Raw genomic sequence first — 12,623 nt, forward strand, 5'->3', positions numbered from 1 at the left:
CCTCGTACTGGACGTACTTGGGCTTTCGGCCGGTGCGGCGAGAGTGCGTGCCGGGCGTCGCGACGGGGCGAACGTTGCCTGCCGCGGCACTAGATAGGAGTGGGTGGCCTGCCAGGTGTCCCGCATCGCGGCGCTGAAATACCAGTCTTCGATCATCGCGTTGCCTTGTCGACGTTCAGGGGTTGGGGGACGGCCGGAGGGGTCCGGCCCAGTGCGGCTCGTATGTGCTCGATGCGGAGGGTGGTGTCGTGGCCCCGGACCGGGACGGCCTCCGCTCGGGTCGTCGGGTCCGTGTCCACCAGGCCCAGGGCGTCTCGCGGTTCGCCGGGAAGACGGAGCAGGTGCCGCAGCGTCTCCCCGTCGGCGCCGAACGCCCGCAGCACGGGCCACGGGGAGGTGGTGACGGCCATGTGCGCGAGGACCGCGGCGGGTTGCGTGGTGAGCCCGGCCCGCGCGGCCGCCGGCGCCGCCGAGGGGTGGAGAGCCAGCCAGCGGGCCAGCCGGTCGGCCGAGGGCGGCTTGTTCCGCCAGACGTCGCGGTACTGGCGGAGCAGCAGCCCGACGGGTCGGCTGAAGAGAAGTTCGTCCCAGGTGGACAGGTCGGTGCCCGGGCCGGTGGTGAGTCGCTCGACCAGGGCGAGGACGACGGTGTCGGCGCGCTCGGTGGTGACGGTCGGCGTCAGGTCGTGGCGCCGCGGCGACGGGGCGCCCGCCTCGTGGGCGGCACGGAGCCAGGTGCGCATGTCGTCGTCGTAGTCCGCGGCGATCGCGAGCGAGGCCCGGCGGCCGTCCGCGCCGGGGTCCGCCGCCAGCCGGGTCAGAGTCCGCTGGTAGCGCGCCGGGTCGTTGGCGCGCAGGGCCCTCAGGCGGGGCTCGTCGACCTGTTCGGCGGGACTCGCGGCCCCGTTCTCCGGTTCCCGGGTGCCGGCGATCCCCTGCTGCGGGTACCCGCTTTCGTGCACCCGGCCCGGACGGTGTCGGCTGAGCGCGGTGACGGGCATCCTGAGCCTGGCCGCGAGATGGTCGCGGACGTCGCGCAGGGCGGTGACTCCCCAGGCTCTCAGTGACGGTCCCGCTCCGTGGAGGACGACGATCAGGGGGAGGGCGGGCCGGCCGTCGGAGGCGCACAGCAGCGGGAGCCACTCCTCGATCGCCGCCCGCCACTCGCCCGGAGCCCAGGCTCCTCCCGGGTCGGGCAGGGCGAGCGCGACGACCCATCCGTGGTCGGCGCCCTCACCGGGGAAGTCGCTGCGGAACTCCGTCCACAGCGAGCGCGGCCGCACGGCTTCCTCCTGCCAGCAGGAAGCGGAGCCGGGGCGGGGTGGCCGGTTCATCTCGACGCGGAACCAGCGCCTCGGCCGCAATCCGCCCTCGGTGAGCACGCCGTCCGACTGTGCCTCCCAGCGGTTCAGGTCGTCCGTCGGGTCGTTGTGCGGGGCGTCGAGCAGGACGCCGGCGAACGGGCGGCGGTCCAGGCCCCAGAGGACGTCCAGCCGTACGCGCCGCCCGTCGGCCGCCGGCCGGTCGAGCGCGTCGACCGGGTAGCCGTACGGCAGTCCGGGCCGTGGTGGCGGCGGGGCGTCCCGCAGCCGCAGCCCATTGCGGCCGGTGTAGAGCGCGGGGACGCCCAGATGGCCCGGCACCGCGTGCTGGGCCACCCGCTTGTGGCCCTCGGCCATGGCCGCGTGGATCTCCCCGTGTTCGTGCAGGCCGCGCACGAGGCCGACGAGGAAGTCGTGGCCGATGTCGGGTTCCACCACCGACTGCATGGCGACGACGGCGGGGACCTTGGCCGTGAGCTGTTCAGCGGTGCTGCCCCAGCCCTCGAAGGACTCCATGCCTCCGGCCGTGTTGCAGCAGACCAGCACCACCAGCTGGGTGCCCGCGTGGTACAGGAGGTCGGCGAGGACTTCCGCCGGCAGCAGCTCCGGCTCCCCGGTGGGGCCGTGCAGCAGGATGCCGCTGCGCTCGGGCGACTCCGCCCAACCGTGGGCGATCACGCACACGATCTCGGTGGTGGTGCTCAGTGCCGCCGTCAGCCCGGCCCGGTCCGCGCCCAGCAGCGGCGGCCTGGCCGGTCCCAGCTTCCTCAGTCTGTGGGCCGCGGACTCCGCGGCCCACAGGGCGTCCGCCGCCGAGTCCGCGGAGATCCGCTCCACCACGCCGACGACGGATCTGTACGGCCGCCCGGCACACGGGACGAGGTGATCGCTGAGTTCGCCGGCCGGCTCAAGGCCCTGCGCCTCGAGTGCGGCGAGCCGTCATACGCTCAGATCCACAGAATGTCCGGGCTCACGGGCCACCGCACACCGCCGGCATCGATCAGCGAGGTTCTGAGCGGCAGGCGGATGCCGACGCGGGACTTCGTCATCTCGCTCGTCCGCGCCCTCCTCACCCTCGCCGAGCAGGGCCAGCCCGTCGGCCGGGGCGATCCGCGACTGCTGGTCTGGAGGCAGCACTGGCTCGACGCGAAGAGGCAACTGGAAGCCTTCCCCTCCACCGGCAGATCGACGACCGCGTCAAAACGACGCGCCGACCGTCCGCTTCCCTCCCCGCGCAAGAACATCGACTCCCCCGGACCCGCACCCCTCGGCACCGCCTCGGGCGAACGTCCGGCGACCAACTGGGCGGCATCGCCTTCGTCCGTGAGCAGGCGCCAACGCGACCTGCTGAACGAACTTCTCACCTCGACCGACTCAGAAGGACGGCGCTGGGGAGACGCGAAATGGGGCTGCTACGCCCTGTACGACCACGACGGGGAACCGCTCTGGCTGGGCGCCGCGCGAGAGACGATACGAATCCGCCTGCGTCGCATCCTGGTCTCTCAGCGCTCTGACGCGACAGCCCTTGGGCTGCTGGACGTCAGCGACATCGCGGAGATCGAAGTCTGGCCACTGTGGCAATACCAGCTGGACCGCCACGGCTCAGCCGCCCACCACCTCTCCCGCCTGGAGAGCACTCTCTACACGAAACTGACCGCTGAAACCCGATTCCACGCGCTCCTCAGCGAAAACGTCGCACAGACCGAGCCAGTGAGCCTGCCCGAATCTCATCGGGGAGCGATCGTCGACCACGGCACCCGGCCTCGGTGGGCCGGTTCCGAGGCCCGCGTGGCGAGGCTGGCCCACGTCGTGAGCAGACTCGCGGAACGGTTGGACGAGACAGGCGCCCTGCCATCGCACCCCAGCCGCCGCGCGCTCAGCCTGCACGCAAGCCGACTCCAGTCACTCGCCGCCGCACAGTTCCTCCCCCAAGAGCCGCACACGCCCCCGTCGGCGTGACGGTGACGCCTCCCCTCCCCCGCCGACTCCCCCAAGCGACGGGCATGCCCCGCCACGCCGGCCTCTCCTCCGAGCGGCCGACACGCGGTCCGACCCGGGCGCGCGCCGGGCAGGGTATCCCGGCGAACGTATCGATGAGCAGGATTCCCCAGCCGTACCTCACGTCACCACGGGCAGATACTCAACCCCTCTACAGCAAGCACTGACCTGCTGTGAGCTGCCGGGCCCCTGCTCGCTGCCCGAGCCGGTTCGTGTCAGGGCTCACAGCGCGTGCCGATCGAGGACGGCCATCAGCTTACGCCTGCGCTTCAACTCCGCCCGCAGGGCGGCGAGGTAGGCGGTGAACTCGTCCTCGGTACCCAGCACCCGATGACAGGCGCGGGCGCCCAGCAGCAGCCGGGCCATGCGCTCGTAGACGCGGTCCCCGGTCGGCTCCTTCAGCGGCTCGACCAGACGCAGGTACACCGCGAGCGCATCGGCCGGGCGCGTCTCCCGCGAGAGGTCGGCGAGCTGCTGCCACTGCCGGTCGTCGGCCCCGCCGGCAGCCTCCCGCCAGGCGGCGTCCAGATCGCCGTCGTCGAGCAGCGCGTCGACCAGCCCAGGCCCGCCGTACCCGCCGCCCCGGCCTGTGCGGGCGTCCTCACGCAGAACGGCCAGCGCCGCCTCCCGCTCGGTCTCCCAGCCGTCCGCCGCCAGGGCGGCGGCGCGCAGGTGCTGGTAGGCGGCAAGGGAACATTGGGTCCGGAGCCGGTCACGGCGGACCGCGACCGTCTCTGCCGTCCGGCCCGCCCGCGTGTAGCGGTCGCACACGTAGTCCACCAAGCGGTCGTCGACATGCGCCTCGGCAGTCGACTCCCGCAGCCCGCGCTCCGCCCACGCCAGCGCCTCGTCCGCGCGGCCCGCCGCGTCCAGCTCCTCGGCGATGCGCAGATGCGTGGTGCCGGACGGGGCCAGGTCCTTCGCGTACAGGGCGACCAGCGCGTCCACGTCGCCCTCCGCCTTGACCAGACGCTCCATCAGATACCGTTCCGCCCAGCCGCGCGGGCTGCGCCGCCGTGCCTCGGCCGCCAACTGCCGCATACGGGCCAGTCCGGTCGGCCCCAGGATGTCGGCGTAATCGAGCGGATCGAGGTCAGTCACGTAGTTCCGGTCGCCGAGAACCTGCCCGACCACCCACTCGGCCAGCCGCTGCGGATCGGGACGCGCGCTCGCGCATGCTTCCAGATGTGCCTCGGCCACCGCGGCGGCGGCCTGCCCGACCACGCCGTCGGAGTCGTCGATCTCCTCGTACGCCTCGCCGAGCGCCCGGATCGCCTGCTCTGCCATGCCGACCGACTGCGCGGCCTGTCCACCGACGGTCAGGGCGCGCAGCGCTTCCGCCGCCTCGGCCACCTGCCGCGCGTAACCTGGGGCGTCCGCGTACTCGACGTACCCGTATCGGGCGAAGGGCCGCGGATCGATCAGCGCCAGGATCCGCTCCCGGACCGTGCTCAGGTCCGAGCGCGCGGCCGCTGCCCGCAACTCCAGGCGACGTCGCAACTCCCGGTCCCCGTCGATCTGTTCCCGCAGCAGTGCCTGGAGCTCCTCCCGGGACAGCGCCGCGAGCCACGCCTCCAGACCCGAGGCCCTCGTCCGGGCCGCGGCGCGCTGATGTGGGATCTCCTTGGCCCGCCGCAACACGGTCAGCCCCACCGCCACGCAGTGCTTGCAGAAATTGCCCTCCTGCCCGTACGGGCAGTCGCACCACCCGGAGACCCGGGTGCCCTCGCCGAGGGTGAGCTCCACCTCGTAGACATCGGTGCCCCGCACCACCGCAGCGACCGAGCCGTCCCCCACCTCCAGACCGCTCACCGCATCCAGATACCCCAGCCCCCGCTCGAAGGACCGCGCCCCGGCCAGGGCCCGCAGATCGTCCTCACCGAACCCCACCAACGTCCGTGCCATACCGGTATTCAACCGCACCCGCAGAGTGAAGGTCGGCCGGATCCGCCGACGTCACCAGGGCGCTGGAGCATGATCATCGGTCGTCCACCGCCTCCACGCCGACTCGGCATGTCGGTCCCTCGACAGCCCGGCAGCTAGGCCGAGCCCGTGCGGCGCCGCCTGAGGCGCCTCGCCGCCGAGCCGTACGGGCCGGCACGGTGACCTGCGCCGGACCCGGGAGCAGTTCGGGACGCCGCCGGGTCCGGCGGACCCCGGCCGACTCATCCCGTCGTCCCGTGCCCGCGGCCCGAAAGTGTCCGCAGCGACGAGGTCACGACATCTGCCGTCGCCCGGCGCGCCGCGGTGAGGGCCGGCCGCGGGTCGACGGCCGCGGGCGGTCCCTCACCAGCGTCGGCATCGGCGCCCACCAGATCGGCCGGCGCGTCAGCCGCGTCCTCCTCGACCGGGGAAACGAGGGCCGGTCGGCCCGGCAGTCGGACTACCCGATGTTCCAGCCCCACCTGGAGTCGCTGTTGCACGGCAGACTCGACGACGCGGTGTTCCCACGGCGCCCTACGTCCTCGCCAACCCGGTGCTCTGCCGGTGGCACCTGACGCGGCCCGCCGCCTCGGAGCGGCGCTCGACGAACCGACCGACCCCTTCGGGGTGCACGGCATCACCAAGGTCGACGACATGCTGGAGGGCGACACCGGTTGTGTCGCAACCCGGGTCACGGCGATGGAATTGCGCTGCATCGGCGGGTTCACCCTTCGAACCCGACTCCGTCGAGAGCGCCCACGGCCGGGAACCGGTACAGCCGCCATCGCCTCTTAAGGGCGGAGCGGGCTGGGCGCCTTCGGCCGTCCCGGAACTTCGATCAAGCGACTGTGAGCTCGCCCCGAGCCGGCCGGGCCGAACCCCACAGCCCGTGAGCACCGTCCGGACGGGGACGGTGGGCGCCAGGACTTCGAGGAGGAGAAGGAGACCATGAGCGGCGTACTGGTTCACCTGCCGTCGGACGGAAGGGTGGAGATCACGCCCGTGTCGGAGCCGGTGAGCCTTCGGCTCGGTCCGGGGGACGTCGCCCGCTTCGGGCGCGGCTCCGCGTCCGTCCCCGTCGATCTGCGGATCGCGAATCCGGCAGTGTCCCGGCTCGCCGGAGAGATCCGGGTGACGGAGGACCACTGGCAGTTGAGCAACCTCAGCACGAACCAGACCTATCTGGTGGAGAACCCTGAAGGGGCGGGGGAATATTTCAGGGTCCCGCCCCGCAGGGCCGGAGCCCCCGTGCCCTTCGAGTTCGCACGTGTCCTCCTGCCTACCCGGGGTTCCGCCGTGAGTTTCCAGGTGTTCGCCCCCGACCACGTGTACCTCTGCGCGAACGGCATGGAGAGCTTGACGGGCACCGGGACGCTCGCCGGCTTCTCCCTGGACGAGACCTCCACGTACTTCCTCGTCCTGGTCGCGCTGTGCGAGCCGCGGCTGCGCGACGAGTCCACAGTGGCGGTGGCGACCACGCCGCAGATCGTGGAGCGGCTGCGGAACCAGCCGGGCTGCGAGCGGCTGACCAACCGGGCGGTCAGCTCCCACATCGACTATCTGGCGGACGAAAAGCTGCGGATCACCGCCCCGGCGACGACCGGACCGGCTCAGGGCATGCGACGCAACGGCAAGCGGGAGGCGGTGGCGGGACTCGCCCTGCGTTTTGGGCTTGTGCGCGAGGAGCACTTGGTGCTCCTGCCGTCGAGGAGATCGTCGCTCCACCGGACGGTGGTGGCGGAAGGGTGAGCAGCGGCTCCGTGGAGGTGGTTCCACGCGGCTACCGGGTCGGTGAGTGGGAGGTCACCGGCCTGATCGGGGCCGGTGGATGGGGGACGGTGTACGCGGCCAGGCGCGCCGGCGATCCGGACGGCGGCGGTGACGGCGGGCACGGCGGCGACGGGAACGGCGGCGACGGGAACGGCGGCGACGGGAACGAGGGCGGGTCGGCCGCGCACGGGGAGACGGCCCCGTCGGAGGTCGCCCTCAAGTTCCTGCCCACGGCCGGGCTCGCGCCGCGACAGGCGCGCGGGCTGGTGGAGGCCGCCCGGCGCGAAACCGAGCTCAGCCGGCGCACCCGGCATCCCCGACTGATCCGACAGTTCGACTCCATCACGCTCGGCGAGTCCGCCGGTTCGGCCTTCGACGGGGCCGTGGTGCTCGTCATGGAGCGGGCCGAGCGAAGTCTGCGCGAAAGGCTGGAGGCTTCGTCTCCCTCCGGTCGGGGCGGCCCCTCGTCGCCCGCTGCCCGATCCTCCAGCCCGTCCGGCGAAGTGCCGCTGTCGGCGCGGGAGGGAGCGCGGCTGCTCACCGAGGTCTGCGAAGGGCTGGCGCACCTGCACGGACTGGGCTGGGTGCACGGGGACCTCAAGCCCGACAACGTCCTGATCATGGCGGACGGTTCGGCACGGTTGGCGGATTTCGGCCTCTCGGTGGAGCTGACCGGCACCCACGCCTACATCCCGCCCCTGGGCACCCCGGACTACCTGCCGCCGGAACGCTGGCAGGCGTCGCTGGGCGAACGGGGCGTACAGGTGCGGCAGAGCACCGACATCTGGGCACTGGGCGTGATGATCCACCAGGTCTTCACCGGAGGTGCCTCGCCGTTCCCCGGGGCGACGCCTGCGGCCCGCGGAGCCGCCGCCCAGGAGTACGCCGACGGACGCGCACCGCTGCGCATGGACCTGCGCGTGCCGCCCTTCTGGCGCGATCTGGCGGCCGACTGCCTCAGTCCGGCACACGCCGACCGTGCCGCGCACACCGTCGAGAGCCTGCTGGGCCGTATCCGGGCCGAGCAGGAGCGGTCCGCAGCGCCTCCAGGGGCCCGGAACAGGCACACGATCCTGGCAGCCGCCGCGCTGATCGTGGCGGCGGGCGGCGTGGGCTCCGTCGGATGGCTCCAGTACGACGACGACGAGCGGTCACCGGGCAGCGGCTCCGGGTCCGGGCGAGGCGGTGCGACGGCGAGCATCGTGCCGAACGCACCCCTCAAGGTGTACAACGCCGAGCGGTCGTGTCACCGGCCCGGCGAGCGGGACAACCTGTGCAGCCTCGGACTCGCGATCGACCCCCTGCTGCCGTACGACATCGACAACGTCGTGCTGACCAGAGTGTGGGACGGTGACGTCCTGACCGCCGACTGCCAGCTCGCCCAAGGGACGCCGGTCGCCGACGAGGCGGGCACGCGCTCGGTGCGGTGGTACAGGGTGCGCCTCACGGCGGAGAAGGGCCGGACCACGGCCTGGCTGCCGGCGGTGCGGACGAAGGATCGTCCAGCACTGGCGGAGTGCCCGGCCCGGCCCTCTCCGGGCTGACGCCGGTCAGCACAGCCGGATGTCACGCCCCTCGTTGTCCTTCGCCTCGTCATTGCCCCAGCGTTGGAGGTAGTACGCGGAGACGTACGCGCGGCCCGAGCCGCCCGGCACCACCTGGTCGAGGTCGGTGAGCAGCCACCAGTGGTTGTAGGAGTTCCCCACGCGCACCTCGTCGCCCAGCTTCTTGCACAGGACGTAGTTGGTGCCCTTGAGCAGCTTGCCCTGCACCGCACAGCGGGGGCTGGTGTCGCCGACGCAGTCGACCGCCGCGTAGCCGGGGGCGTCGGCGAAGGTGTCCACCCAGAACCGCTCCGGAGCGGGGTCGCCGCCGCAGGCGTTGGTGCTGGTGACTTGGGGGAACGGCCCGGAGGGGGAAAGCCGGTACTCGGTGCCCTGGAGCACCGGGTGCACCATCTCGTCCGTCTCGCCGTTGTTGTCGCCGTTGGTGTCGTACAGCTGCTCGTAGTGCAGGTGCGCCGAGGTGGTCCCGACCAGTCCGAGCCTGCCGAGCGGCGTACCCGAGGAAACCTGCTGGCCCAGACGCACGTCGATGCGGTCCATATGCAGGTACACCGAGAACCAGCCGCCTCCGTGATTGATCTCCAGGCCTCCGGGTTCGAAGAACTCGGTGACCGTGCCGGCGGCCGAGGCGACGACCGAAGCACCGAGGGTCTGCCCCCCGACGCGGTACATGTCGAGTTTCTTGTCGTCGGGAGCGTGTCCCTGGTACGTCTGCAACTGCCAGGTCTCGCCGCAGGCGAAGGGCAGCCGGAAGTCTGGCCGGGCGCCGGCGGTCGCCTGCGTCGGCGTGGCGGCCGCCGGGGCCGCACCGGAAGCCGCCCATAACCCGAACACCGCGAGGACGGCCGCGACGACGAGGACGTACGGCTTGGGCAGCGTCGACCCGAAGGCGCGTCTGCTGCGGGGTGTGCGCATGGAATCCCTCCTTGCCCGCCCGGCTCCGTGCCGGGCGGTCGTTTCGTACGGTGATCCGGGGCGGGCCGGGCGGCCCGGACGGGGGGCGTCAGCAGTGCTGCGGTGACGCCCCCGGTCGCCTCGCCCTGGGGTGGATGCCGCTGCCATGGCCGACTCCGCCCGCGTTCAGCGGCAGCTGAATCCACTTGTCGTTCGTGTGTCCCTCGGCCGTGACCGTCTGGCCGGTCGTTTCGCCGGACCGGACTCGTTGGCGCGAACCCTGCTCCGCCTGAGCCCCGGGCGGCCCCTGTGGAGGGTCGCGCCACAACTCGCGCCGGGCGGGCGGGTTCCCGTAGGCGTCTCTGGTGTTCCCCGGGCCGACGTCCCACACCGGCACCGTCTCGCAGCTGCCCTTGCGGCACACCCACACGGGAGACAACCGGTGAGTGGGTCCCGAAGCGGCCACCTTGACGCCGGCCTGGGGCGGCAGGGCCGGCTGCTGCTGAGGGACCACGAGGTTTTGCCGCCCGGGACTCCACGGAAGGTAAGGCGGACCTCGACGACGGAGACATTCCGTGCCGGCCGCACCGCGCCCGCGCCCTTCGCCTCGCGCCACACGGTCCAGTTTCCGGGGTGGTCACTGCCGCGCAGTGCGCGGTCCTTGACGGCTTTTGCTCGGCGTCGGCGAGGAGACCGTTCTCCGGGTCGGCCGGCTCGGCGTGTATGCGCGTGGCCTGGACCGGCGCGCCGGGTGCGGCCAGGGCCGAACAGGCCGTGGCGAGCAGCAGGGCGAGTGCGCCGGAGGTCATTGCCGGGCATGGTCGACTCCGTCGCTGATGAGACGATACGAAGGCGCATCAAGTCACTGCGGCCAAGGCCGGCCCCACTAGGGCGTGCGTCCCGGTGGGGCCGACGGTCGCCGTGTCAGCAGCGCCGCAGGCCATACCTGCTCGGGTCGGCGTCGAACCAGCTGGGAGTGAACACCCAGTCGGCCGGCACATAGCCCTCCCGCCCGTCGCTGCTCCAGTCGGGCACCGTGCGGTACCAGGTCGTGTTGCCGCCGCCGTGCAGTCCGCCCGGCGACCAGCAGGTGAAGTAGCTGAACGTCGACTGCAGCAGGCCGGTGATGGGACTTTCGTGGAACGGCTCCGCCCGGGTCGGCGCCGATCCACTGTTCCCGCACCACAACCGATTGTCGTGAGCGCGCACGCCGCACTCGGCCGCTGCTGCTGCTGCCGATGGTGCCGACGTCGCGGCCTGCGCCGAGGGCGCGGCCAGGATTCCGGTCAGCGCGGCGGCCACCGTGACAGATGCCGCGGTTGCCTTGAGGGGTTTCACGATCATGATTTCTCCTTCGTCGTCTACGGGCGCCTTCCGAGGCAGGGCTGTGCCCGGACAGGTTCCGGCCGCGTTCGCGCGCCATGAGATCGCCGTCACCGGGGCCTCGCCACCGTGGCTTGGACCGGTGCCTGGAAGGTATCCGTGGCACCACAGGAAGCGGCATCCGGAAGATTCCGGAGTGACACGCTTCCGGTGACAAGCCGTCAGCCTCTCCCCGGTGCGGCGGCGAGCTGTCCGCCGTGCCTCCGCGGTGGGAGAGCGCCGGGCAAGTCGAAGATCACGAAGTACGCCAGCCGGGCAGTCCATGCCGCAAGATGGCCTCGTCACCCCCGTGACCCGCGTCGGCAAGGAGACCAACGACCTTCGCGTATACGCCAGTTGAACACTTCGCGTGCTGCTGTCCGGGCTGCCGGAGCGTCCTTGAGCTGACGCGCTTGTGAGAACGGAGACAGGCGGGCGACGACCGTCACGGCAGTCCCCGGGTTACCACCGCGTCCCGTGCGGCCGGTCGCAGTCCCCCACAACCCCTGCTGGGGCTCCACGCAAGGTCTGTGCTCTGCCTGGGAGGCCCGACTCAGGACAAGTCGGCCGTCCGGTGTCAGGACGCGGCCAAGTTCGCGCAGGGCCGCGCCTCGGTCACGCGCGCGGCCGAGTGCGTCCACGCACACGACGCCGTGAGCGCTGAATTCGGGCAGGCCGGCGTCTTCCAGGTCTTCGCCGCGGAAGACCGCCTGATCGGCGCCCGTACTGCAGAAGTCGGCGCGGCGGTCCGTGGCTTGGCCCACGGCGGCGAGGGGAGTCCGGTCGCCGGCTGGGCCGCCATCATCGCCCAGCCGTCGTCCCGCACCCGCGGGGGCAGCTCGCGCCGCGCCTCCCGCTGCGTACCGTCGCTTCAGCCAACGTGACGCGCCCGGGGGCGAGTCCGGCGAAGGACGGCATCGGGTTCAGGCGGTGGGGCGGGTATGCACGCTGACGGCGTAGCCGCCGCCTGGACGGTAAGGGTCGCCGGCCCAGGTGGCGAAGCGCTGCCGCAGCGTCAGTCCGGCCCTCGTGCACCAGTGGTCGAACTCCGTCAGCGTCACTGTCGGTTCCGGCAGTGGCAGGTGTTCCGCGTCCAGTCCCATGCCGGTGATCAGCAGTCCGCCGGGGCGCAGTACGGCGGCGAGTTGCCGCACAACAGCTGGTTCGGTACCGGGTGCCAGCAAGGGGATGACGTTCCCGGCGGCGAGCGCGAGGTCGAAGCCGGGTTCCAGACCGAGGCTGTCCAGGTGTGCCAGGTCACCGTGGAGCCATTCTTGCGTAGGGGCGTCGCGGCGGGCGACGGCGAGCATGGAGTGGTCGACGTCCACGCCCGTGCAGAGGTGCCCCAGCTCGGCGAGTCGGATCGCGATCCGCCCGGTGCCGCAGCCGGCATCGAGAATCCGGGCGGCAGGTTTCAGCAGCGCGTCGCAGAAGGCGGCTTCGCCGTGGATGTCGTGGCCTGATTCAGCGAGCCGCGCAAACCGCCGGGCGTACTCCTCTCCGGCTTGTCCGCCTGTCAGTTCCGCCCAGCGGTCGCCTTGGCTGCTCATGGTCTGCGTGCCTTCCGGTAGACGGGACGAGGACGGTGCCGTCGCCTTGCTCACCGCCTCCACGCGGCGAGCAGCACAACCCTAACCAGATCAACGCGGCGAACACCTGCTCGCTCACGCCCGCCCCCACGGGGTGCAGCCCAGGTTCGGGACAGAACGCCTAGGGGGCTTCTGATGGATCTCGGTGGGAGAAGGAGCGGCGTTCGGTGCGTGCTCTCGGTGTGCCGGGCGAAAGCCCT

10 protein-coding genes are annotated in these 12,623 nt (G+C 72.0%); 4 read left to right on the plus strand and 6 right to left on the minus strand.

The features are described from left to right. Positions 1 to 152 precede the first annotated feature (152 nt). Positions 153 to 2,159, minus strand: coding sequence for a CHAT domain-containing protein (locus AB0J04_RS43355; protein WP_363174224.1), 2,007 nt, complete (start codon positions 2,157 to 2,159; stop codon positions 153 to 155). Positions 2,160 to 2,282: 123 nt separating this feature from the next. On the opposite strand from AB0J04_RS43355, the gene AB0J04_RS43360 reads away from it, so the two are divergent. Next, the gene (locus tag AB0J04_RS43360; RefSeq protein ID WP_363174225.1) at positions 2,283 to 3,281 is read left to right on the plus strand and encodes a hypothetical protein; all 999 of its coding nucleotides are present in this window, start codon (positions 2,283 to 2,285) and stop codon (positions 3,279 to 3,281) included. 261 nt (positions 3,282 to 3,542) lie between these two features. Here the strand turns inward: AB0J04_RS43360 and AB0J04_RS43365 are convergent, their stop codons facing one another. After that, positions 3,543 to 5,225 (minus strand): SWIM zinc finger family protein, encoded by a 1,683-nt coding sequence (locus tag AB0J04_RS43365; protein WP_363174226.1) that lies wholly within the window; start codon positions 5,223 to 5,225, stop codon positions 3,543 to 3,545. Between the two features lie 966 nt (positions 5,226 to 6,191). Here AB0J04_RS43365 and AB0J04_RS43370 point away from each other — a divergent pair. Beyond that, positions 6,192 to 6,992, plus strand: a complete 801-nt coding sequence (locus AB0J04_RS43370; protein WP_363174227.1) for an FHA domain-containing protein — start codon at positions 6,192 to 6,194, stop codon at positions 6,990 to 6,992. Beyond that, entirely contained in the window at positions 6,989 to 8,557 is a 1,569-nt protein-coding gene (locus AB0J04_RS43375; protein WP_363174228.1) for a serine/threonine-protein kinase, read from the plus strand. The genes AB0J04_RS43370 and AB0J04_RS43375 overlap by 4 nt, the downstream gene beginning before the upstream one ends. A 6-nt stretch (positions 8,558 to 8,563) precedes the next feature. Here AB0J04_RS43375 and AB0J04_RS43380 read toward each other — a convergent pair whose 3' ends face one another. The 3 genes from AB0J04_RS43380 to AB0J04_RS43390 all read right to left on the minus strand — a co-directional run bounded on the left by AB0J04_RS43380 (position 8,564) and on the right by AB0J04_RS43390 (position 11,598). Further along, positions 8,564 to 9,493: a M23 family metallopeptidase gene (locus tag AB0J04_RS43380; RefSeq protein WP_363174229.1), complete on the minus strand. Its 930-nt coding sequence runs from the start codon at positions 9,491 to 9,493 to the stop codon at positions 8,564 to 8,566. A 903-nt stretch (positions 9,494 to 10,396) separates the two neighbouring features. Then, on the minus strand, positions 10,397 to 10,816 hold the full coding sequence (locus AB0J04_RS43385; protein WP_363174230.1) for a hypothetical protein: 420 nt from the start codon (positions 10,814 to 10,816) through the stop codon (positions 10,397 to 10,399). A gap of 320 nt (positions 10,817 to 11,136) precedes the next feature. Next, positions 11,137 to 11,598 (minus strand): methyltransferase domain-containing protein, encoded by a 462-nt coding sequence (locus AB0J04_RS43390; protein ID WP_363174231.1) that lies wholly within the window; start codon positions 11,596 to 11,598, stop codon positions 11,137 to 11,139. Here AB0J04_RS43390 and AB0J04_RS43395 point away from each other — a divergent pair. Beyond that, a complete protein-coding gene (locus tag AB0J04_RS43395) occupies positions 11,488 to 11,718 on the plus strand; it encodes a hypothetical protein (RefSeq protein ID WP_363174233.1) in 231 nt (76 codons plus the stop codon). The genes AB0J04_RS43390 and AB0J04_RS43395 overlap by 111 nt on opposite strands. Before the next feature lie 39 nt (positions 11,719 to 11,757). On the opposite strand, the gene AB0J04_RS43400 is transcribed toward AB0J04_RS43395, so the two are convergent. Further along, positions 11,758 to 12,384 (minus strand): methyltransferase domain-containing protein, encoded by a 627-nt coding sequence (locus AB0J04_RS43400; protein WP_363174232.1) that lies wholly within the window; start codon positions 12,382 to 12,384, stop codon positions 11,758 to 11,760. Positions 12,385 to 12,623: the final 239 nt, after the last annotated feature.

The organism is Streptomyces sp. NPDC050263 (assembly GCF_040655955.1).
Classification (GTDB): Bacteria; Actinomycetota; Actinomycetes; order Streptomycetales; family Streptomycetaceae; genus Streptomyces.

Bases quoted from the DNA above. Each gene is read 5' to 3' on its own strand.
- AB0J04_RS43370 (WP_363174227.1), top strand. From the start codon at position 6,192: ATGAGCGGCGTACTGGTTCACCTGCCGTCGGACGGAAGGGTGGAGATC.
- AB0J04_RS43365 (WP_363174226.1), bottom strand. From the start codon at position 5,225: ATGGCACGGACGTTGGTGGGGTTCGGTGAGGACGATCTGCGGGCCCTG.
- AB0J04_RS43360 (WP_363174225.1), top strand. From the start codon at position 2,283: ATGTCCGGGCTCACGGGCCACCGCACACCGCCGGCATCGATCAGCGAG.
- AB0J04_RS43380 (WP_363174229.1), bottom strand. From the start codon at position 9,493: ATGCGCACACCCCGCAGCAGACGCGCCTTCGGGTCGACGCTGCCCAAG.
- AB0J04_RS43385 (WP_363174230.1), bottom strand. From the start codon at position 10,816: ATGATCGTGAAACCCCTCAAGGCAACCGCGGCATCTGTCACGGTGGCC.
- AB0J04_RS43400 (WP_363174232.1), bottom strand. From the start codon at position 12,384: ATGAGCAGCCAAGGCGACCGCTGGGCGGAACTGACAGGCGGACAAGCC.